The 21,450-nt window shown below is 72.0% G+C and carries 18 protein-coding genes; 7 read left to right on the top strand and 11 right to left on the bottom strand.

The features are described from left to right. Nucleotides 1-67 precede the first annotated feature (67 nt). Nucleotides 68-556 (top strand): NUDIX hydrolase, encoded by a 489-nt coding sequence (locus tag RBH18_RS05150; protein ID WP_306204768.1) that lies wholly within the window; start codon nt 68-70, stop codon nt 554-556. 36 nt (nt 557-592) lie between these two features. Here RBH18_RS05150 and upp read toward each other — a convergent pair whose 3' ends face one another. Further along, nucleotides 593-1,225: a uracil phosphoribosyltransferase gene (gene upp / locus RBH18_RS05155; RefSeq protein ID WP_306204769.1), complete on the bottom strand. Its 633-nt coding sequence runs from the start codon at nt 1,223-1,225 to the stop codon at nt 593-595. A gap of 61 nt (nt 1,226-1,286) precedes the next feature. On the opposite strand from upp, the gene deoC reads away from it, so the two are divergent. From deoC to RBH18_RS05180, 5 genes are all read left to right on the top strand, one after another. Next, the gene (gene deoC, locus RBH18_RS05160) at nt 1,287-2,213 is read left to right on the top strand and encodes a deoxyribose-phosphate aldolase (protein ID WP_306204770.1); all 927 of its coding nucleotides are present in this window, start codon (nt 1,287-1,289) and stop codon (nt 2,211-2,213) included. A 7-nt stretch (nt 2,214-2,220) separates the two neighbouring features. Beyond that, a complete protein-coding gene (locus RBH18_RS05165) occupies nt 2,221-3,642 on the top strand; it encodes an aldehyde dehydrogenase family protein (RefSeq protein ID WP_306204771.1) in 1,422 nt (473 codons plus the stop codon). Between the two features lie 133 nt (nt 3,643-3,775). Continuing rightward, complete coding sequence (locus RBH18_RS05170) at nt 3,776-4,627, top strand: aldehyde dehydrogenase family protein (protein ID WP_306204772.1); 852 nt, start codon at nt 3,776-3,778, stop codon at nt 4,625-4,627. A gap of 151 nt (nt 4,628-4,778) precedes the next feature. After that, nucleotides 4,779-5,696, top strand: a complete 918-nt coding sequence (locus RBH18_RS05175) for a DNA primase (protein WP_306204774.1) — start codon at nt 4,779-4,781, stop codon at nt 5,694-5,696. Nucleotides 5,697-5,730: 34 nt separating this feature from the next. Continuing rightward, on the top strand, nt 5,731-8,067 hold the full coding sequence (locus RBH18_RS05180) for a serine/threonine-protein kinase (RefSeq protein WP_372338868.1): 2,337 nt from the start codon (nt 5,731-5,733) through the stop codon (nt 8,065-8,067). A gap of 415 nt (nt 8,068-8,482) precedes the next feature. Here the strand turns inward: RBH18_RS05180 and RBH18_RS05185 are convergent, their stop codons facing one another. From RBH18_RS05185 to RBH18_RS05210, 6 genes are all read right to left on the bottom strand, one after another. Then, a complete protein-coding gene (locus RBH18_RS05185) occupies nt 8,483-9,493 on the bottom strand; it encodes a phosphotransferase (protein ID WP_306204777.1) in 1,011 nt (336 codons plus the stop codon). Nucleotides 9,494-9,930: 437 nt separating this feature from the next. Beyond that, on the bottom strand, nt 9,931-10,518 hold the full coding sequence (locus RBH18_RS05190; protein WP_041832917.1) for a GTP-binding protein: 588 nt from the start codon (nt 10,516-10,518) through the stop codon (nt 9,931-9,933). A gap of 1 nt (nt 10,519) precedes the next feature. Next, entirely contained in the window at nt 10,520-10,894 is a 375-nt protein-coding gene (locus tag RBH18_RS05195) for a DUF742 domain-containing protein (RefSeq protein ID WP_041834455.1), read from the bottom strand. 92 nt (nt 10,895-10,986) lie between these two features. Further along, nucleotides 10,987-11,391: a roadblock/LC7 domain-containing protein gene (locus RBH18_RS05200; RefSeq protein ID WP_014447580.1), complete on the bottom strand. Its 405-nt coding sequence runs from the start codon at nt 11,389-11,391 to the stop codon at nt 10,987-10,989. Then, a complete protein-coding gene (locus RBH18_RS05205; protein WP_306204779.1) occupies nt 11,388-15,155 on the bottom strand; it encodes a sensor histidine kinase in 3,768 nt (1,255 codons plus the stop codon). Before RBH18_RS05205 ends, RBH18_RS05200 begins: the two co-directional genes overlap by 4 nt. A 448-nt stretch (nt 15,156-15,603) precedes the next feature. Continuing rightward, complete coding sequence (locus RBH18_RS05210; protein WP_306204780.1) at nt 15,604-16,671, bottom strand: adenosine deaminase; 1,068 nt, start codon at nt 16,669-16,671, stop codon at nt 15,604-15,606. A 26-nt stretch (nt 16,672-16,697) separates the two neighbouring features. Here RBH18_RS05210 and RBH18_RS05215 point away from each other — a divergent pair, with 26 nt between their 5' ends. Continuing rightward, complete coding sequence (locus tag RBH18_RS05215) at nt 16,698-17,498, top strand: putative RNA methyltransferase (RefSeq protein ID WP_306204781.1); 801 nt, start codon at nt 16,698-16,700, stop codon at nt 17,496-17,498. On the opposite strand, the gene RBH18_RS05220 is transcribed toward RBH18_RS05215, so the two are convergent. From RBH18_RS05220 to RBH18_RS05235, 4 genes are read right to left on the bottom strand one after another with little or no spacing between them, the layout of a single operon-like run. Further along, nucleotides 17,495-18,172, bottom strand: coding sequence for a DUF4272 domain-containing protein (locus RBH18_RS05220; protein ID WP_306204782.1), 678 nt, complete (start codon nt 18,170-18,172; stop codon nt 17,495-17,497). The genes RBH18_RS05215 and RBH18_RS05220 overlap by 4 nt on opposite strands. Nucleotides 18,173-18,178: 6 nt before the next feature. Further along, nucleotides 18,179-19,459 (bottom strand): thymidine phosphorylase, encoded by a 1,281-nt coding sequence (locus RBH18_RS05225; protein ID WP_306204783.1) that lies wholly within the window; start codon nt 19,457-19,459, stop codon nt 18,179-18,181. Further along, entirely contained in the window at nt 19,456-20,166 is a 711-nt protein-coding gene (locus RBH18_RS05230) for a cytidine deaminase (RefSeq protein WP_306204784.1), read from the bottom strand. The genes RBH18_RS05225 and RBH18_RS05230 overlap by 4 nt, the downstream gene beginning before the upstream one ends. 18 nt (nt 20,167-20,184) lie before the next feature. After that, on the bottom strand, nt 20,185-21,450 hold the full coding sequence (locus RBH18_RS05235) for an ABC transporter permease (RefSeq protein WP_306204786.1): 1,266 nt from the start codon (nt 21,448-21,450) through the stop codon (nt 20,185-20,187).

Consider the following 21,450-nt stretch of genomic DNA (forward strand, 5'->3'; position numbering starts at 1 on the left):
AGGCTAGGAAACCAATGCCACCCCGCGTGGCCACCCGTGGTTTTTCCGGCCGTTAGAGTCCGTTTCCGTGCAAGCGATTATCGCCACTCTCGGCTATGTGCTTTCTCCGGACGGTAACAAAGTCCTGATGATCCGGCGGGACACTCGCCCGGACGATCAGCACTACGGCTATTACAACGGGCTCGGCGGCAAGCTCGCACCGGACGAGGACGTGGTCGCCGGGATGCGCCGGGAGATCCTCGAGGAGTCGGGGCTGACCTGCTCCGTCGTTGATTTCGCGGGCACGGTCTCGTGGCCGGGCTTCGGGCGGGACGGGTCGAACTGGTTCGGCTTTCTCTTCCGCATCCCGGCGTGGACGGGGACGCCGTCGAGCGGCAATCACGAGGGCAGCCTGCATTGGGTGGACGTCGCCGACGTCTTGGCGGGTGCGGTGCCGATGTGGGAGTCGGACCGCCATTTCCTGCCGCTCGTCTTCGCCGCGGCGCCGCGGCCGTTCCACGGGGTCATGCCCTTCGCGAACGGCCGCGCGGTCGGCTGGAGCGTTTCGGAGGCCTGAGGCCTGCTTCATGTCTTGGCCCGCCGCAGCCCTGCCTCAGAAGCGGCGGTGGCCTCCGAACTGGCGGTCGCCGGCGTCGCCGAGGCCCGGGACGATGTACATCTTGTCGTTCAGGCCCTCGTCGATGCTGGCGGTGACCAGGCGCAGCGGCAGGCCCGAGTCGCGCAGCCGGGCGATGCCCTCGGGGGCGGCCAGCACGCAGCCGATGATGATGTCGGTGCACCCGCGGTCGACGAGCAGCTGACAGCAGTGGATCAGCGAGCCGCCGGTCGCCACCATCGGGTCGAGCACCAGGACCGGCTGGCCGGTGAGGTCCGCGGGCAGCGACTCCATGTACGCCCGCGGCTCGAACGTGTGCTCGTCGCGCGCCAGGCCCACGAAGCCCATCGACGACTCCGGGATCAGCGCGAGCGCGGAGTCCGCCATGCCCAGGCCGGCGCGGAGCACGGGCACGATCAGCGGCGGGTTGGCCAGCCGGCTGCCCTGCGTCGGCGCGACCGGCGTCTCGATCGGGTAGCTCTCGGTGGCGAATGAGCGCGCCGCCTCGTAGACCACCATCGTCGTCAGCTCATGCAGGGCCGCCCGGAAGACTCCGGGGTCGGTCTCGGCCTTGCGCATCGCGGTGAGTCGGGTCTGAGCCAGCGGGTGATCTACGACGAGTACGTCCACGCCGACAACCTACCGGGGTTCACCAAGATCAACTGTCGGTGGGCCGCGTAGAATTCCTCTCATGACTGTGACGACTCCGGCCGGACTCGATCTCCGGTCCTTCCTGCACGGGCTGCCCGGGGTCGACAAGGTGGGCCTGGAGGCGCGGGCCGCCGCCCTCGGCACCCGGTCGGTGAAGACGACCGCCAAGGCCGCCGCCATCGACCTGGCGATCCGGATGGTGGACCTGACCACGCTCGAGGGCGCCGACACCCCCGGCAAGGTGCGCGCGCTGGCCGCCAAGGCCCTGCGTCCCGATCCCGCCGACGCGTCCTGCCCGCCGGTCGCCGCCGTCTGCGTCTATCCCGCCATGGTGCCGCACGCGGCGGAGGTGCTCGCCGGCAGCGGAGTGCACCTGGCCAGCGTGGCGACCGCCTTCCCGTCCGGGCAGGCGCCGCTCGACGTGAAGCTCGCCGACACCCGCGACGCCGTCGCCGCCGGGGCGGACGAGATCGACATGGTCATCAGCCGGGGCGAGTTCCTGGCCGGGCGCTACGACAGGGTCTTCGAGGAGATCGTCGCGGTCAAGGAGGCCTGCGGCAGCGCCCATCTCAAGGTCATCCTCGAGACCGGGGAGCTCGGGACATACGACAACGTGCGCCGCGCCTCCTGGCTGGCCATGCTCGCCGGGGCCGACTTCATCAAGACCTCCACGGGCAAAGTGCCGCTCGCGGCGACGCTGCCCGTGACGCTGGTCATGCTGGAGGCGGTGCGCGACTTCCGGGCCAGGACCGGCCGCCAGGTGGGTGTGAAGCCGGCGGGCGGCATCCGGACCACCAAGGACGCCATCAGATACCTGGTGATGATCAACGAGACCGTGGGCGACGGCTGGCTCGCTCCCGACTGGTTCCGCTTCGGCGCGTCCTCGCTGCTCAACGACCTGCTCATGCAGCGCACCAAGCTCACGACCGGCCACTACGCCGGCCCCGACTACTTCACGCTGGACTGAGGCCGCGATGTTCGAGTATGCCCCCGCACCCGAGTCCCGGTCGGTCGTCGACATCGCCGGCTCCTACGGACTCTTCATCGACGGCTCCTTCCGCGAGTCGGCCGCCGGCTCCTTCAAGACGGTCAATCCGGCGACCGAGGAGGTGCTCGCCGAGGTCACCATGGGCTCGGCGGAGGACATCGACCTCGCCGTCGCCGCCGCCCGCCGCGCCTTCGGGCCGTGGTCCGCGCTGCCCGGGTCCGAGCGGGCCAAATATCTCTTCCGGATCGCCCGGATCATCCAGGAGCGCTCCCGCGAGCTCGCCGTGCTCGAGTCCCTCGACAACGGCAAGCCGATCAAGGAGTCGCGCGACGTCGACCTGCCGCTGGTCGCCGCGCACTTCTTCCACTACGCGGGCTGGGCCGACAAGCTGAAGTACGCCGGCTTCGGCGCCGACCCGCGCCCGCTGGGCGTGGCCGCGCAGGTCATCCCGTGGAACTTCCCGCTGCTCATGCTCGCGTGGAAGGTCGCCCCGGCGCTGGCCACGGGCAACACCGTGGTGCTCAAGCCGGCCGAGACCACGCCGCTGTCCGCGCTGTTCTTCGCCGACATCTGCCGGCAGGCCGACCTGCCGCCCGGCGTGGTGAACATCGTCACCGGCGCCGGCGACACCGGCCGCGCGCTGGTCGAGCACCCCGGCGTCGACAAGGTCGCCTTCACCGGCTCGACCGAGGTCGGCCGGCAGATCGCCCGCTCGGTCGCCGGCACCCGCAAGCGGCTCACGCTCGAGCTGGGCGGCAAGGCGGCCAACATCGTCTTCGACGACGCGCCGATCGACCAGGCCGTCGAGGGCATCGTCAACGGCATCTTCTTCAACCAGGGCCACGTGTGCTGCGCCGGCTCCCGGCTGCTGGTCCAGGAGTCGATCCGCGACGAGCTGCTCGAGTCGCTCAAGCGCCGGATGGCCACGCTGCGCGTCGGCGACCCGCTGGACAAGAACACGGACATCGGCGCCATCAACTCGGCCGAGCAACTGGACCGCATCCGCACGCTCGCCGACGCCGGCTCCGCGGAGGGCGCCGAGCGCTGGTCCCCGCCGTGCGAGCTGCCCGGGCAGGGCTTCTGGTTCGCGCCGACGATCTTCACCGGGGTCACGCAGGCGCACCGGATCGCCCGCGAGGAGATCTTCGGGCCGGTGCTGTCCGTGCTGACCTTCCGCACCCCGGCCGAGGCGATCGAGAAGGCCAACAACACGCCGTACGGGTTGTCCGCCGGCATCTGGTCCGACAAGGGTTCGCTGATCCTCGCCGTCGCCGACAAGCTGCGGGCCGGCGTGGTGTGGGCCAACACGTTCAACAAGTTCGACCCCGCGTCGCCGTTCGGTGGCTACAAGGAGTCCGGTTACGGCCGTGAAGGCGGTCGCCACGGCCTGGAGGCCTACCTTGCCTAAGAAGTCCTCTTCCGTCGCCGCGTCTCGCGCCGCCGCTTCCGCACCGGACGCTGCGTCTCCTGCCGTGTCTCCTGCCGTCGCTTCCGCACCGGACGCTGCGTCTCCTGCCGTCGCTTCTTCGCCGGACGCCGCCTTGTCGTCGGAGCCGGCTGCCGGGTCGCCGGCTGCTGGTGGCTCGGTGCGGCTGGCGGTGCGCAAGACGTACAAGCTGTTCATCGGCGGGGCGTTCCCCCGCAGTGAGTCAGGACGGACCTACCTCGTGGACGGCGACAACGTGGCGCTCGCCTCGCGCAAGGACGCCCGCGACGCCGTGCTCGCGGCCCGCAAGGCGCAGCCGAAGTGGGCCGGGGCCACCGCCTACAACCGCGGCCAGGTGCTCTATCGGATCGCCGAGATGCTGGAGGCGCGGCGGGCGGAGTTCGTCGCGGTGGGCGTCCCGGCCGCCGAGGTGGACGCCGCGATCGACCGCTGGGTCTGGTACGCGGGCTGGTCCGACAAGATCGCCCAGGTGCACGGCGGCGCCAACCCCGTCGCCGGGCCCTATTTCAACATCTCCGCGCCCGAGCCCACCGGCGTCGTGGCCGTGGTGGCCCCGGCGTCGTTCCTCGGACTGGTCAGCGTCGTCGCCCCGGCGATCGTCACGGGCAACACGGTCGTGGTGCTGGCCGCCGCGCCGCAGGCCGCGATCACGCTGGCCGAGGTGCTCGCCACGTCGGACGTTCCGGGCGGGGTCGTGAACATCCTCACCGGCAACCCCGCCGAGACCGCGCCGTGGCTGGCGTCGCACGACGACGTCAACGGGCTCGACCTCACCGGGGTGACCGACGCCACGCTCGCCACCGAGTGGGAGCGCGCCGCCGCGGGCAGCCTCAAGCGGGTGCGGCGGCCGTCCGCATCGGAGATCGACTTCTTCTCGGACCCCGGGCTGGGTTCGATGACGGCCTTCCTGGAGATCAAGACCGTGTGGCATCCGAAGGGGTTCTGAGCCGCGCCGCCGGCGCCGGTCCGCGCGCGGCGGGAGGGGCGGCGGGCGGCGGTTCGTGACCGCGGTCGGGCCGTTCACAGCGGAGACCACTAAGGTGTGTGCCCAGACTCACCCGTCCGAACAGCTCGAGAGAACCAACCCGGAGGTCAGCGTGGCCAGCCAGACGCCCGAAGAGGCCGCGGAGGCGGCGGTGGAGGAGAGCGCGTCGAGCCCCTCCGGCCGTGAGCTGTGGGACGAGGTGCGCATCACCCCGGTCGAGATCGCCATGCCCGGCGGCGTGGCGCTGACCCTCCGGGCGTACAGGAAGGCCTCCGAGCTCACGCCCACCGAGATCGAGGTGGACGAGGACGACCCCTTCGAGGCCCGGGAGCGCGCGGCCGCCGCGCGCGCCGCCGAGGAGGAAGAGGTCTTCGTCGACGACGAGTTCGCGGCCCTGGTGGCCGAGGGCGAGGCCGACACCAAGGCCAAGAAGTCGCCGGGCACCGAGCTGCGCAACGAGGACGGCGAGCTGGTCGAGGAGCCGTCGCCGGAGGAGTTCGAGGAGGACGAGCCCGAGGCGGAGGCCGCCGACCAGGCGTCCGACGAGGAAGTCCCGATGTTCCTCAGCCACCGCGGCAAGCTCCTCGCCTTCAAGACGCCCGAGTCGCTGGTGTCCTTCCTGCGGTCCGGGGCCCCGCACGACCTGGCCCAGCTCGACACCTGGCCGATCGTCGCCGAGCGGGTACAGTCGACTGACATCGACCCGGCGCCGGAGGACCGCTACGAGCTCGACCTCGTGGTGGAGAACCTGCGCGGCGGGCACGACACGTGGGATCTGCCGCTGCTCATCGCGGCTGGCGAGGTCGCCCGTGATCTGGGTCACGCACTCCGGCTCAAGCCGGTGATCCTGGCCCTCGCGCCCGGCTCGCCGCTCGACGACCTCGATGAGTCCCTGCGGTCGGCCGAGAGTGGCGGAATGGGCGGTTTCTTCGGTCGCCGCAAGCTCCGTAAAATCGGGGCACAGCAGGCGAGTCTGGGTTGGCGTTCGGTGATCGGCAAGATCTCCGCGGCCGTGGACTGGCGCGACTGACCCCTCACCAGGGACCATCGGTCCTTGGCCTGACATTCGCAGTCCCGGGGAGGAGGACGACGCCGTGGCGCTCGTGCGCGTGTACTGCGGTCTGGCGTCGGCTGATGAGAGGGTGCGAGCGGCCTCGGCCGGTTCCGCACTGACCATCGCCGTGGTGGACGACGCGGGCCGGCTGCTCGGAGTCCATGAGATCAGCGACGACCCGGCGGGCTATGCCCAGCTCGGCGCGCTGCTCGTGGAGCGGACGAGCGGCTTCGCCGAGTCCGCGGTGGCCGCCGACAGCGACGACCACATGGTCACCTCGCTGCTGACCGCCGCCGGGCGTCCCCTCGTGGTCGCGGACGACGACTCCGCCGACAAGTTCGCGGAGCGCTTCTCCGACGACGGCTCCCCGGAGGAGCGGGCCGCGCCCCCGGCCGCCCGGCGTGCCGTGGGCCTGGCCCGGGCGTTGCAGGCGGGCGCCATCGCCGCCGTCACGATCCCGGCGCCGCGCGAGCTCACCAGCTACAAGCCGGTGCTCGCCGCCCACGTGGCGATGCTCAACGGCCGGCACGCCGCCGCCCTGGCGCTGCGCGAGGTCCTGCGCGAGCTCTACCCGGCGGCGCTGCGGGCCTATCCCGACCCGTCGCACCCGCTCGCCCTGGCCGTCCTCGACGCCCTGCCCGAGCCCGGCCGCCTGACCAGCAACGGCAACCCCGAGCGGGTCGCCGAGGAGGTCGCCGCCGAGCTCACCCGCGCCGGCGCCGGCACCGAGGACCAGGTCGTCGCCGCCCTGACCGCGCTGGTCGTGGCGGTCAACGAGTCCCCGCGCCGCGGCGGCGTCAACAAGTCGCTCGCCCCGGCCGCGGCCGACACCGTCCGGCACTCCGTCGCCGCGGTCAGGTCGTGCGACGCCGCGTGCGAGGCCCTCGTCGGCACGCTCGCCGCCCGCAACGGCCAGCAGGCCGGCCTCGTCCCCGGGCGCCGCCCGGCGGGCTCCCGCCGCGCCGCCGACCCCGCCAGCACCGGCATCCAGTCGCTGCAGTCGATGCGTTCCGGCGAGACCGGCACCCGCCTGCGCCGCACCCGCCCCGAGCCGGCCGCCGCCAGCGGGGGGCCCATCTCCCCCAGCCCGCTGAACGCGCCGCCGCTCGCCCCCGACCCGCTGAACGCGCCGCCGCTCGCGCCGCGCCCACTCACCCCGCCGGCCGGCACGCCCGCGGCCCCGGCCGCCGGCCTGCCCACCCGCCCGACGAGCGGCACGTCCACCCGGCCCACCAGCGGCCTGCCGACGCGCCCCACCAGCAGCATGCCGACCCGGCCGACCAGCAGCATGCCGACCCGGCCCACCAGCGGCCTGGCCGGTGGCCTGCCCACCCGGCCGACGAGCGGCACCCCCGGCCGGCCCGTCTCCGTGCCGCCGCCCCCGCCCGGCATGACGCCGATCACCCCGGGCACCCGCCCCGGCTCGGTGCCCCCGGCCGACGCCGGCGAGCCGTTCCGCCCGACCCTGACCAACGCCGCGATCAACAGCGCCCGCGCCGAGCGCCAGCGCTCGGTGATCCCGCCCCGCCCGAGCACCCGCAACGGCGCCTCGCCCGCGGCCGGCGGCGCGACCGACTTCTCGCTGCCCATGCCCACGCAGCGGGCCGCCGCCGAGACGCCCGAGCCCGGCTCCCGCGCCAACTGGCCCCTGCTCAACCAGGGCGACGACGCCGCACCCGCCGCCGCGAGCGCTCCTCCGGCCGAGGGCCGCGTCAAGCCCCCGTGGCAAGACATGCCCAAGGAGCCGGCGGCGCTGCGCCTGGTCGACGGGGTCAACGGCTTCGGCGATCCCGGCGCCGGCGGCGCGGAACCCCCGTCGCTGCGCCTCGTGGAGGGCCGCAACGCCCGGGCCCAGGCCCGCCGCACCCCGACCCTCACGGCCCTCGACCGCAGCACCACCCCGCCGGTCGCGGCCAACGAGGGCGACGGCGACCTGCTGATCTTCGCCGCGGCCCGCTCGGCCTGGTTCACCGGCCACAGCGACCCGTCCTCCGACAACGTCGAGTGGACCAGCCCCATGGACAGCGGCTGGCGCGCGGCGGAGAAGGCAGCCGCTCCCGAGATCTCCGAGGAGACCTCGGCCGGCCTGCCCAAGCGCGTCCCCCGGGCCAACCTGGTCCCCGGCTCGCCGCAGCGCGAGGAGCAGCGCCCGCTGCGCATCGTCCGCGACGCCGCCAGCATCGCCGCCCACACCACGGGCTACTTCCGCGGCTGGCGCCGGGGCCAGGAGATCGGCGGCTACGCCATCGGCGGCCGCCCCGGCCGCGAGTCGGCGGGCGGCTGGGACTTCAGCCGCGACGGCCAGCCCGAGGACGACGTCCGCAACGCGGGCTTCCCGAGCCGCTGACCCCGCACACCACGCACGGCTGGCACTCCAGCCGCGACGGCCAGGCCCAGGACGACGTCCGCAACGCGGGCTTCCCGAGCCGCTGACCCTCGCAGCCCGGCACCCCTCACGGTGCCGGGCTGCTGCCTTTTTGCCCAAGGTGCATCGCCCCTCGGTGAGCCGACGTCGATGCCATCAGCCCGCTGCGCATCGAGCCCCACCGAGCCGCGAGCCGCGCGATCTCGACGTGTGAGCCCGGCCCACGGAGCAGCACCCGCGGCGGCGCCGCCGCGGTGGTGTTTATGTTCGCGACTTCCGGGTTCTGTCCCGCGGAGAGTGATCGATGCTGATCGTGATCGATCGTTGGGCGATGGTGTGATGAGGTCATCGGCAGGCTGCGCAAACGAGTCCTGCTCGCCGCTTGAGGCCGGCCGCTCTACGGGCCTGGGTACTCGGCGTGAAGGTCGCCGTCGAACAGGCGGCGGCAGAAGTCGTTCATTCGTGCGGCGGCAGGGGCGTGTCTGGTGATGATCTCCGCCACGGGAGGCGGCACATCCGGTGGGATGTCGCCGACCGCGCATCGCTTCACGAACTGGTCGCGGGCGATGGAACGGCTGCCGGCGGGCAAGGGCACACCACACGCGGAGGTGACCAGCCAGTTCACCAGCCGCATGGAAGCGTAGTCGGCATCGTGGCCGGCGTTGCGAGCGGCGAAGTCGCGCTCAGCGTCCGACAGCTCGAAACGCGGCGAGGTGGCGAGCCCGAAGTCGACAAGATAGAGCCGGTCGTCGTCGGCCCGGATATTGCCGAAGTGCCCGTCCAAGTGCAGCAGCTGACGCTGACGCAGGAACGCCACCATCTCGACCAGCTGCCGCTCGACCGTCGACGCCATGCCGACCGGGTCGTTCAGCCAGCAGGACAGCCCGTCCGGAAGGTACTCGAGGAACAGCACCAGGCTCGCAGTGGCGCCCGCCAACGCTTCGAACCGGGCACGCACTGCCTGATTGCCGCCGAACTGGGCGACGACGGCGTCGATGTCAGCGTGCTCGGCCGCAACCGGTGGGCGGCCGGGCAGCACCCGCCAGTGATGAAGCAGCGGGAACGATTCCGCGTCACCGGCGAGGACACCTTTGGTGACGCTCAAGTTCGCGGACACCTCGCGCCACGCGCTGAACCCTGGGCCGGCCAGGCGATACATGCCGTACTGCCAGTGGACGGGCAGATCGAACAGATTCGCCGTGCTCAGCGGATGAGCCAACTCCAGGTCGGTGATCGGGATTCGCTTGACGAACACGGGCACGCCGTCGACGTCGGCGATCGACGAGCCACCGCCTACGCCCACGCCGTTGAGTGTCGCTGCCTGCAGGAAAGCCGCCAGCTCGCCGTCGGAGCGCCCAGCAAGCGACGCGGCGACGCGGTCATGGCGGGAACTCCGGGCGAGGAGCACCGCCGCATTCTGCCATCGAGCGACAGGGCGGCTGCCGCTGAGCGGGCCACCCAAACCCTCCTGGGTCGGCTCATGACGGGCCATGTCATCCCGCTCGTCCAGCACACGGCCGCCAGACGGAACCGCTCTGGTGCGGGACCGCTCCACTCAGCCGGGAAAGGCCCTCAGGCGCAGCCAGAGCCGTCGCGGCACCGTCACGCTGGCTCCGGGAGGCTTCGACTCCTCGCGCCCGGAGAGGGCCGCTCAGGGCCGGCGGGGTGAGGAGTTGCGGGAGGCGGGCGTCGCGAGATCGGCGACGCTCGGGCGCAGGCCGCGGTGATCCCGGCCGCCCGGACGTGGGCAGCACGAAGACACGACCGGCCGTAGACCGGCCGTGTCGCCCGGGCGGGTACGCAAAAATCCCGCTCTGTCGCCAGAGCGGGACCTGCGACGAACTGTCAGGCCGGCGCGACCGCGCGCGAGCGACGCATCGTCAGAACGTACTCGACCAGGGAGATCAGCACGTTCTTCGTCGACTCGCGGTTGCGGGCGTCGCAGCTCACGACCGGGACGTCGGACGAGATCGCGAGCGCGTCCCGCACGTCCTGGGCGTTGTGATACTGCATGCCGTCGAAGCAGTTTATGGCGACCAGGTACGGCAGCCGACGGTGCTCGAAGAAGTCGATGGCGGCGAAGCAGTCGGCGAGCCGACGTGTGTCCACCATGACGACCGCCCCGATGGCACCGCGCACCAGCTCGTCCCACATGAACCAGAAACGCGTCTGGCCCGGCGTTCCGAACAGGTACAGGATCAGGTCCCGGTCGATGCTGATGCGGCCGAAGTCCATGGCCACCGTGGTTGTCGTCTTCCCCGGCACCTGCCGGTTGTCGTCGACACCCACGCCGGCGGACGTCATGATGGCCTCGGTGGTCAGCGGAGTGATCTCCGAGACCGACCCCACCAGCGTCGTCTTACCGACACCGAACCCACCGGCAATCACGATCTTGGCCGAGGTCACGCGCCCGGCTGTCGGCCGGCGCGACATGTCAGAGCCTGCGAAGTCCACTCAGCACCCTTTCCAGCAGTTCCGTACCCACCGCATCGGTCTCATCGTCGAGCGATGTGGGCTCGTAGACCGCCACCAGCCCGTCATGGGCCATGTCGGCGACGATCACCCGGGCCACCCCGAGCGGTAGTTGCATGCGTGCGGCGATTTCTGCCAGCGACTGAACACGGCCGCCGTCACACATCGCAGCGATGTACTGGTGTTCGCTCCCGCCGCGGCCCGTACCGGTGCTCCGGCCACGAACGGTGGTCTCGACGAGCGCTTCCAGCGCTATCTCCAGCTTGGGCCGGGTACGGCCACGGGTCACGGCATACGGCCTGACCAGCGCGCCGGTCGGCTCATCACGTTCAGGCATCGTCACCGCTCACCTCATCCCTCGGCCCATAGAAGTTTCTCGCGTTGTCAAGGTTTTGGACAGATACCGGACGGATCCGGATCTTCACCCGTTCAGCCGAGGACCCCGGCGGCCGATCGCGGCGCCGGCGTCAAGGCCTCACCCACGCGGTCCACCAGGAGAGCCATCTCGTAGCCCACCTGGCCGACGTCGCAGCTGCGGGCGGCGAGAACGGCGAACGACGAACCGTCGGAGATCGACATCAGGAAGAGGAACCCGTTGTCCATCTCGACGACCGTCTGGAGCACCGCGCCGCCCTCGAAGCAGCGGGCGGCACCCTGGGTCAGGCTGACCAGGCCGGAGGCGATGGCCGCCAGCTGGTCAGCGCGGTCGCGGGGAAGGTCCCGCGAGGCCGCGAGCAGCAGACCGTCGGCGGAGACCGCGATCGCGTGCGCCACCCCGGGAACGCGGTCGGCAAAGTTGGCGAGGAGCCAACCCAGATCCTGCGTACTTGTCATGCCTCATGCTCCTTGCCAGCCTGCGAGGACTGCATCCCGCCCGGAGCGACCTCCGGGTTGGTCGATTGCTCCTTGGTGCGACCCCGTTGCACACCGCGGTGGTAGGCGGACAGGAGCCCGCGAACCGCCTCGGGGGTGCGACGCTGCACCGAGGTCTCGGCCCGGTCGACACCGCCCGGGACGAGCTGTGCCATCGGCGTGCGGCGCGGCAGACCGGCCGTCGTCGTGGTGTCCACGGGCATCTCGGCCGCCTTGCGGGCCGCCGACCAGCCGTCGTCGGCCGCGGTCCGCCACGGGTTCGAGTCGGTGCCGGCGCCGGCGGCGCCGTGGTGGCCACCACTCGACGCTACCGCGCCCACGGGCTCCGGGTCCCGCACGGGGAGGACCTGCTCCTGGACCACCGGGGCCGCCGGTGCCACGGGGGCCTGGACGACCGGGGCGGGCGGAGCCTGCACGACCGGCGCCGGAGCCGGCTCCGGCCGGGGGGCCGGAGAGACGGGCGGGGGCGTGCGGACCGGCTCGCCGGTCGGGATCCGCCGGGCCGACAGGACCGACTCGTCCGAGGGGCCGGCCTGGGGCTCGGTCTCGGGAGAGGTCTTCGGCTTGGCGGGCTTGGCCGTCATGAACCAGGCCGACTCGAGCTCCCGGAAGATCGGCAGCTCCATCGTCTCGTCCGCGAACTGCGTCTCGACGTCACCCGCGGCGCGCTGACGGGCGGCGGCCTGGGCGGCGGCGATCTGCGCGGCGGCGCTGGCCTGCTGCGGCGCCGAGACCGGCGCCACGGGGGTGCCGTTCTGCGGGACGCCGGGCGGCGCGACCTGCGGCTGCGGTCCCGTGCCGTTGGGCCGGTAGCGCGGCAGCTCGGCCGTCATGTCCAGGGCGGCCGCGAGGCTCTCCGGGACGTGCGGCGCGTTCTGGTCGCGCTCCGCCGACACCGGCGGCCAGGCCGGCGGCGAGGCGGGCACGGGCGGCGCCGACTGCGGCTGGGCCGGGCTCACGGGCTGCCCGTAGGCGGGCTGACCCGAGGCCGGCTGCGCCGACTGCGGCCGGACGGGCGGCGCCGAGATCGGCTGGCCCGGGACGGGCGGCGCCGAGCTCGGGCCGGCGAACGCGGCGGGCGCGGGCGGCGCGGAGATCGGCGGAACCGGGGGCGCCGAGACCGGCGGCACGAAGGGCGGACGGCCCTGCGTCTCCGGGCTGGGCGGCAGCTGGCGCGGGATCGTGTGCCCGAAGGACACGGTCTCGTCCGGCCGCATGTTCTCGCCGTTGCGACGCTGCGGCAGGTTGTCGAAGCCCTGCGGCCCGGTCTGGGGCAGCGGCGGGATCGGCTCGTTGCTGCGCGGGCCGTGGAAGCCGTTGGCGCCCTGCGAGCCGTTGCTGCCGCCGAAGCCGTTGGCGCCCTGCGAGCCGTTGCTGCCACCGCCGAAGCCGTTGGCACCGCCGAACCCGTTGGAGCCGCCGTTGACACCGGCGAAGCCGTTGCTGCCGTTGGTCCCGGTGCCGCCGCCGAAGCCGTTGCTGCCGCCACCGAAGCCGGTGGGGGCGTCGAAGCTGCCGGTCGGCGCGCCGGTGAGGTCGGACCAGGCCGGGACCGAGCGGCCCGCGCCGGCGCCGACCATGCCGCCGTTGGACACCGGGGCGTTGGGCTCGAACGGGCGTCCGCCGCCGAAGCCACCCCGGCCGCTCTCGAGCGCCAGCGGCGGCTCGGCGAAGGCGGGGCGGGGCTGGTCGTCGGGCACGAAGCCGCTCTCGCCGGACGGCAGGCGACCGGCCGCGCTGGACACCACGAGCACGCTCACGGGCAGGCCGACGTCGGCCACCGTGCCCCGCTCGCTGTCGGCCGGGCGCAGCTCGACCCGGACGCCGTGCCTGTTGGCCAGGCGGGCGACCACGACGAGGCCCATCATGCGGGAGACGGCGACGTCCACCATCGGCGGGTTGGCGAGCCGCTCGTTGAGGTCGCGCAGCTGCTCGCGGCTGATGCCGATGCCGCGGTCCTCGACCGAGAGCACCGCGCCGTCGCCCAGGCGGCGCGCCTCGACGATGACGTGGCTGTTCGGCGGGGAGAACGCGGTCGCGTTGTCGAAGAGCTCGGCGACCAGGTGGACCATGTCGTTGACCGCGTGGGCGGCCACCTCGATGTCCCGGTCGATCGTGCCGAACTCGATGCGGGTGTAGTGCTCGACCTCGGACTGGGCGGCGCGGAGCACGTCGATGAGGGCGGCGGGCTCGCGCTGCACACGGGTCGAGTCGGCGCCGGCGAGCACCAGGAGGTTCTCGTCGTTGCGGCGCATTCGGGTGGCCAGGTGGTCGAGCTGGAAGAGCTCGGCCAGGCGGTCCGGGTCCTCCTCGCCGCGCTCCAGCCGGTCGAGGTGACCGATGAGCCGGTCGACCAGGATCTGGGAACGGCGGGCGAGGTTGACGAACATCGTCGCGACGGAGGCCCGCAGGGCGGCCTGCTCGGCCGCGGTGCGCACCGCCTCGAGGTGAACCGCGTTGAACGCCTCGGTCACCTGCCCGAACTCGTCCCGGCTGCGCACCGGGAGGGGCTCGGCGACCTGGTCGGCGACCTGCGCCGGGGTGAGCGAGCCGCTCAGCGCCGGGTCACGCAGCCGCTCGACCGCCTGGGGCAGGCCGAACTGGGCGACGTTGAGCGCGCCCTGGCGCAGCTCGCGCAGCGAGCGGGCCATCGACCGGGCGACGAGCCAGGCGAACGCGATGGCCAGCAGGAGCATGCCCAGCAGCAGGCTGGACTCGATGATGACCTGGCGCTGCACGTCGTTGCGCAGGGCGGTGGCCTGGTCGACGATCTGGCCGTCGAGCCTGTTCTCCACACTGCGGAACAGGTCGTTGTAGCCGATCATCGCGGTTTCCCACTGGTCCCGGTTGAACGGGATCTTCTTCGTGTTGTCACCGCTGAGGCCGTCGAGCGGCTGGGTCAGGTTGGTGGCGGCACGCTCGGCGGGACCGCTGATGACCTTGTCGATGAGGTTGAGGTCGTCGGTCGTGGCGACCTGGCGCATCGTCGAGTCGGAGATGTCGTAGCCGGCGACCGTCACCAGGTACTTCTTGCGCATGGTGGCGTTGAAGTCGCCCGCGCCGAGGGTCATGTGGCCCACGTCGCGCTGCTGGGAGATGTAGTCCTTCGCCCGGGCGACCGCGGCGACGACGCGGAGGCGGCCACTCAGTTCGGTGTCGTTGGCCTGCTGGGCGGCGACGTCACGCACGGTCAGCAGGTCGTCGATCAGCGGGCGGTAGGCGGTCTCGACGTCGTCGGCACCGAGGTCGCCGTTCGCCGCCTGGCTGCGGATGGAGGGCAGCTCCTCGAGGTTGCGGTCGAGGCGGGTCAGCAGCGTCTGCGCCTGCTCGGGCAGGTCCTTCAGGGTGCTCTTCTGCTGCGAGTAGTTCTTCTTGGCCTCGTCGACCTTCGCGTGCTCACGACCGTAGGACGTGCCCGCGGACTCTCGGTCGGCACTGCTCTTCGGGGTGGTCGCGATCTCCACGCCGAATGCGCGCTCGTTCTGCAGGTGGTCGACAAGTCCACCGGCGGCCTGCGAGAGCACGGACAGCGTGCGGGCGTTCTCGGCGTTGTCCGCCTCGTCGATGTGGTCGATGAGCCCGTTGGTACCGACGATGATCGTCGCCAACGTCGGCACGAGCATGATCAGCCCGAGCTTCGACCAGATCGGCAGATCCCGCAACCGGCCGGCCGGCCGGCGGAGACGCGACATGACCGCGTTCGCCGTCTCAGGGCGCTTGCTCACGTCACCGTCCTCCTGATTCGGACCCGGCTTTCGGATCACCGGGCACCGCACACGGCCGACTCACCGGGTCGGGCCCCCGAGATTCCATCACGACGAGTGTCAAAGAGAAAGAGCAGCCTGACCCGGACCGTTTGTGTGATGCGAAGTCGCGTCCTAAGTTACGGACCTCGCCGGTGGATCATCACTGCTCGTATATTGGTGCTTCTCTAAGCGTCACTCTTTCGGGCGGGCTCCGCGGGGTCCCCACGGGTGCCTTTCCGGCCGGATCGATCTGCGATCGCGGCAGCACAGACGATGGCTCGCGGGGACGCCGACGGCAAGGCAAGATGCCGGATTGTGCAGTGTTTGTAGGGAGGAGACTGTCCGAACGGCTGATCCGGCTGACCGAATCGCCAGTTTCGCCGGACGAAAGTACGCCCGTGTCGCTAATGCCCTGTCAATCCGGACATCAGCGGACCAACTTCCCGTACGCCGGCTTGATCACGTCGTTGATGAGCGCGAGCCGCTCGTCGTACGGGATGAAGGCGGATTTCATCGCGTTGATCGTGAGCCACTGCAGTTCACTCCAGCCCCAGCCGAACGCCTCGGACAGCAGCGCCATCTCCCGGGACATGGAAGTTCCGCTCATGAGCCGATTGTCCGTGTTGACGGTGACCCGGAACCGCAGGTCGTGCAGGAGCTTGATCGGGTGCGTCGCGATCGACTCGGCGGCGCCGGTCTGCACGTTGGAGGAGGGGCACAGCTCCAGGGGGATGCGCTTGTCCCGCACGTACGACGACAGCCGGCCCAGCTTCCCGCCGGTGATGTCGTCCACGATGCGCACGCCGTGCCCCAGCCGGTCGGCCCCGCACCACTGGATCGCCTGCCAGATCGACGGCAGCCCGAAGGCCTCGCCCGCGTGGATGGTGAAGTGGAAGTTCTCCCGCTGCAGGTACTCGAAGGCGTCGAGGTGCCGGGTGGGCGGGAAGCCCGCCTCCGCCCCGGCGATGTCGAAGCCCACCACACCGGTGTCCCGGTAGCGCACGGCCAGCTCGGCGATCTCCTGCGAGCGCGCGGCGTGCCGCATGGCCGTCAGCAGCGTGCCGACCCGGATCCGGCGCCCGGCGGCGGCCGCCTCGGCGCACCCCTCCTGGAAGCCAGCGTGCACGGCGTCGACGACCGCGTCGAGGGTCAGGCCGCGCTCGAGGTGCTGCTCAGGGGCATAGCGGACCTCGGCGTAGACGACGCCGTCGGCGGCCAGGTCCAGCGCACACTCCTTGGCGACGCGGTGCAGGCCCTCCTCGGTCTGCATCACCGCCACCGTGTGCGCGAAGGTCTCCAGGTAGCGTTCCAGCGATCCGGAGTCCGCGGCGGCGACGAACCACTCCCCGAGGCGGGCCGGGTCGGTCTCCGGCAGCTCGTGACCGACGGCTGCCGCCAGCTCCACGATCGTGGCGGGCCGCAGCCCGCCGTCGAGGTGGTCGTGGAGGAGGGCCTTCGGAGCCTGCACGATGTCGGCGTGGGAAATGACAGCCATCACCAGATGCTAGAGGTAAGCACCGAATGATCGATGGAGCCTTGCCGTATTTGCGGTGCCCGGTGTGCCACGACACATTGACCCGCCCGGACCCGGCGACCGTGCGGTGCCCGCGGCGGCATTCCTTCGACATAGCGCGGCAGGGCTACGTGAACCTCACCACCGGCCGCTCCCCGCACGCCGGCGACTCGGCGGAGATGGTGGCCGACCGGGTCGCGTTCCTGGGCGCGGGTCACTACGACTTCGTCACGGACGCCCTGATCCCGGCCGTGCCCCCGGAAGGGCTGATCGTCGACGCGGGCACGGGCACGGGCCACTACCTGGCCCGGCTGCTCGACGCGCGGGAGGACACCACGGGCCTCGGCATCGACGTCTCCAAGCCGGCCCTGCGCCGCGCCGCCCGGGCCCACCCCCGGGCCGCCGCGGCGCTCGCCGACCTGTGGCGCCCGCTTCCGGTGGCGGACGGGGCGGCAGCTCTGGTGCTGAACGTCTTCGCCCCACGCAACGGCCCCGAGTTCCGTCGCGTGCTGCGCGAGGGCGGGACATTGATGGTGGTCACCCCGGCGCCGGATCATCTGGGCGAGCTGATCGCCGCGCACGACCTGATCCAAGTCGATCCGGGCAAGGCGGAACGTGTCGCCGAGTCGCTCGGCGGCCATTTCACGATGAAGAGCACGACCACCCGTCGCCGGATGATCGACCTCACCGCCGCCGAGGCACGCACCCTGGTCGGGATGACGCCGAGCGCCAGGCACGTGCACCTGGACGGGATCGCCGGCCTGACGACAACCGCCGCTGTGGAAATAACCGTTTATCAAGCGATCTAGACCGACAGGTCGACTTCTTCCCACTCCGGGGGAGCCTCGTGGTACGGCCCGGTGAAGATCACTGCCCATTCGAGGGCCCACCGCCGCTGTCCGATGGCGTTGCTGTCCACCTCGCCGGGCAGCGGCACGCCGGTCTTCTCCGCCTCCTGGAACGCCCAGTCGAGGCAGTAGTACAGGTCCAGCAGCACCGCCGCGTCGACCGCATCCCGGGGCGCCGGCAGCACCCGGGAGCGCCAGTCGTTGAAGAGCTCGTTGCCCGGCAGGTCCGGCATCCGGGTCATCATCTGCGGCTCGGGCGGCGCGGTGGGGTCGAGGTGCCGGCTGAGCCCGAGCAGCCACGCCAGGGCGAAGACCGCGTCGTGGTGCAGCACGAACGACCGGTGGTCACCCACGTCCCCGGCGACGAACTGCCACTCGGGCGGGGTGACCCAGTCCACGATCTTCGAGTTGAGCAGCCAGCTCATCGCGGCCTCGGTCGGGAAGCCGAAGCAGCAGGCGACGACCACGTGCAGCACGGCCGCCCGCGCCTCCAGCTCGGCCACGGGCCGCAGCTCGATGCCGTCGCCGGGCTCCCAGACCAGTGGGAAGCTCGGCGGCGGCAACGGCAGGCCCAGTCGTTCCAGCTCGTCGAGGCTGGCGTCGCGGACCGCGCGGGGGTCGGGGGCGGCCTTCATGACGGGTCAGGCTATGCGGTCGATGAGCAGCCGCTCACGGGTGGGCGCGCTCTGCGCCACGGTCACGGCCGCCCGGGCGTCGGCCAGCGCGGCCGGGATGCGGGCGGCTTCGTCCGTACGCAACTCCAGCAGCACGTCTCCCGCCCGCACCGCGTCACCGGGCCGTTTGTGCAGCACGACGCCCGCGCCGAAGCTCACCGGGTCCTCCTTGCGGGCCCGTCCCGCCCCGAGCCGCCACGCGGCCAGCCCGGCACCCAGGGCATCGACGGAGGCGACGACCCCGTCCTCGGTGGCCCGCAGGACTTCCGTCTCCCGGGCGACGGGCAGCGGCGCCGACGGGTCGCCGCCCTGCGCCCGGATCATGGCGTTCCAGGTGTCCATGGCCTTGCCGGAGGCGAGCACCTGCGCCGGGTCGGCGTCGATCCCGGCCGCGTCGAGCATCTCCCGGGCCAGCGCCACGGTCAGCTCGACGACATCGGCGGGCCCGCCACCGGCCAGCACCTCGACGGACTCGGTCACCTCGACGGCATTGCCGATCGTCAGCCCCAGCGGCGTACTCATGTCGGTGAGCAGTGCCACGGTCTTCACCCCGTGCGCCTTGCCGAGCTCCACCATCGTGCGGGCGAGCTCCCGGGCGTCGGCCTCGTCCTTCATGAACGCGCCGGTGCCGACCTTCACGTCGAGGACCAGGGCACCCGTGCCCTCGGCGATCTTCTTGCTCATGATCGAGCTGGCGATGAGCGGGATGGCCTCGACCGTGCCGGTGACGTCGCGCAGGGCGTAGAGCTTGCGGTCGGCCGGGGCCAGCCCCTCCCCCGCCGCGCAGATGACGGCGCCCACGTCGCTGAGCTGCCCGACGAACTCCTCGTTGCTCAGCCGGGCGCGCCAGCCGGGGATCGACTCCAGCTTGTCGAGCGTCCCGCCCGTGTGCCCGAGCCCGCGCCCGGACAGCTGGGGTACGGCCGCCCCGCACGCCGCCACGAGCGGGGTCAGCGGCAGCGTGATCTTGTCGCCGACGCCGCCCGTGGAGTGCTTGTCCACGGTCGGCCGCGGGACGGCGGACAGGTCCAGCCGCTCCCCGCTCGCGATCATCGCCGCCGTCCACCGGGCGATCTCGCCGCCCGACATGCCGCGCAGCAGGATCGCCATGGCGAGCGCCGACATCTGCTCGTCGGCCACCACACCCCGGGTGTACGCGTCGACGACCCAGTCGATCTGCGCGTCGGACAGCGCGTGCCCGTCCCGCTTCGCCCGGATGACGTCGACGGCTGCGAACTCGCCGCTCACTCTTCCCACCTCGTCCCGATGCCCTCGGGCGCCTCGCCCTCGCCGGCCCACGACAGGCCGCCGTCGGCGTCCACGACGACGATCCGGGAGGTCCGGATCCGTCCCCAGGTCACCGCCTCGGCGGCGCTGGCGAAGTTGGGCCCCTCCTCGAGCACGCCCTTGTCGGCGTCGCTCTCCCCCGGGCTGCCGCCGGACCGCTCCCAGTAGCCGGTCCACACCTGCGCGCCGCCGGCCAGGTCGGGGTGCACGAACACCGTCCCGCGCCCGCGCCACTTGGCGAGCTGCACCGGCACGTCCTGCACCGCGGCCGGCCCGGTGACCTTGTCCAGGTCCTCCGGCCCGAAGGCGTGCGGCAACAGCTCCGCCATGGTCAGCGGCCGGGGCAGCGCCTCGACCAGCATGTCCTTGCCACCGTGCTCGTAGAGCAGCTGCCGGCAGCGCCCGCACGGCATCAGCGGCTGGCCGGTGGCGTCGACGCACGACATGGCCACCAGCCGCCCGCCACCCGTGGCGTGCAGCGAGCTGACCAGCCCGCACTCGGCGCAGAGGCCGACACCGTACGACGCGTTCTCCACGTTGCACCCGACGATCACGCGGCCGTCGTCCACCAGGGCGGCGACTCCCACGGGAAAGTCGGAGTAGGGCGCGTACGCATGCCGCATCGCCTCGATGGCCGCGGTCCGCAAAGCTCCCCAGTCGATCTCCATGACGCCGATTCTGCCAGGTCAGCTCTTCACGTAGGGCTGGCCGTCGGCGGCCGGCGCCCGCACCCGCCCGACGAGCCCGGCGACCGCCACGATCGTCGCCAGATAGGGCAGCATGTTGAGGAACTGGCTCGGCACCGGGCTGCCCACGGCGCTCAGATAGGTCGCCAGCTTCTGCGCGAAGCCGAAGAACAGCGCCGCCCCGAGGGCCCCGAAGGGCGTCCACCGGCCGAAGATGAGGGCCGCCAGGGCGATGAAGCCGGCGCCGGCCGTCATGTTCTTGTTGAAGCTGCCCGTGGCCACGAGCGTGAAGTAGGCGCCGCCGGCCCCCGCGATCAGGCCGCCGAGCAGAACGTTGAGGTAGCGCAGGCCGCGCACCCGGATGCCGACCGTGTCCGCCGCGGTGGGGTGCTCGCCGACCGCGCGGGTGCGCAGGCCCCACCGCGTGCGGGTCAGGCCGAAGTGCACGACGAAGACCAGGATCAGCGCGAGCCACACGAGCAGGTTCGTGTCGAAGAGCACCGGGCCGACGACCGGGATGTCGGCGAGGCCGGGGATGCGCCACTCGGGCATCTTCGGCGGCTCGTTGTAGGACTGGGCGTTCGGCTGCATGAGCCGCTCGTAGAGGAAGCCCGTCACACCCAGTGCCAGCAGGTTGAGCACGATGCCGACGACGGTCTGGTCGACCAGGTAGCGGATGGCCAGCACGGCGAGGATGCCCGCGATGATCACGCCGCCGACGGCCGCGCTGAACAGGCCGGCCCACACGCTGGTGGCCATCGTGCCGACCAGCGCCGCGAAGAACGCGCCCATGAGGAACTGCCCCTCGATGGCCACGTTGATCACGCCGGAGCGCTCCCCCAGCACGCCCGCGAGGGCGCCGAGGATCAGCGGCACGGCCAGCTCGAGCGTGCCGCTGACGGTGTCGACGAGCGGCAGGAACTTGCCCGCCACCTGCCAGCAGAGGAAGGACAGGACGAAGGCGAGGATGCCCAGCGAGAGCATGCTCGTCTGGAAGCGGCGCCACAGGCCGGCCAGCAGCACGCCGCCGGCGGCCAGCGCGACCACGCCGAAGAGGATCGCGCCGAGCTGCCCGTTGATGCTGAACGCGGCACCCTCGGCGTCGTCGCTCAGGGTGAAGCGCGCGGTCTCCGACGGTGCGAGCGCCCCGAAGAGGACGACGGCGAGCAGGCCGATGGCGACCACACCCACACCCAGCCGGCGCTGCCTGTCCCAGAAAGGGGCCGCGGCCGAAGTTTCCGGCCGTTCCACAGTCGCGGTGGACAC

The organism is Actinoplanes oryzae, from assembly GCF_030757795.1.
Taxonomy (GTDB): Bacteria; Actinomycetota; Actinomycetes; order Mycobacteriales; family Micromonosporaceae; genus Actinoplanes.

Bases quoted from the DNA above. Each gene is read 5' to 3' on its own strand.
- deoC (WP_306204770.1), top strand. From the start codon at position 1,287: ATGACTGTGACGACTCCGGCCGGACTCGATCTCCGGTCCTTCCTGCAC.
- RBH18_RS05165 (WP_306204771.1), top strand. From the start codon at position 2,221: ATGTTCGAGTATGCCCCCGCACCCGAGTCCCGGTCGGTCGTCGACATC.
- RBH18_RS05190 (WP_041832917.1), bottom strand. From the start codon at position 10,518: ATGTCGCGCCGGCCGACAGCCGGGCGCGTGACCTCGGCCAAGATCGTG.
- RBH18_RS05195 (WP_041834455.1), bottom strand. From the start codon at position 10,894: ATGCCTGAACGTGATGAGCCGACCGGCGCGCTGGTCAGGCCGTATGCC.
- RBH18_RS05200 (WP_014447580.1), bottom strand. From the start codon at position 11,391: ATGACAAGTACGCAGGATCTGGGTTGGCTCCTCGCCAACTTTGCCGAC.
- RBH18_RS05210 (WP_306204780.1), bottom strand. From the start codon at position 16,671: ATGGCTGTCATTTCCCACGCCGACATCGTGCAGGCTCCGAAGGCCCTC.
- RBH18_RS05215 (WP_306204781.1), top strand. From the start codon at position 16,698: ATGATCGATGGAGCCTTGCCGTATTTGCGGTGCCCGGTGTGCCACGAC.
- RBH18_RS05220 (WP_306204782.1), bottom strand. From the start codon at position 18,172: ATGAAGGCCGCCCCCGACCCCCGCGCGGTCCGCGACGCCAGCCTCGAC.
- RBH18_RS05230 (WP_306204784.1), bottom strand. From the start codon at position 20,166: ATGGAGATCGACTGGGGAGCTTTGCGGACCGCGGCCATCGAGGCGATG.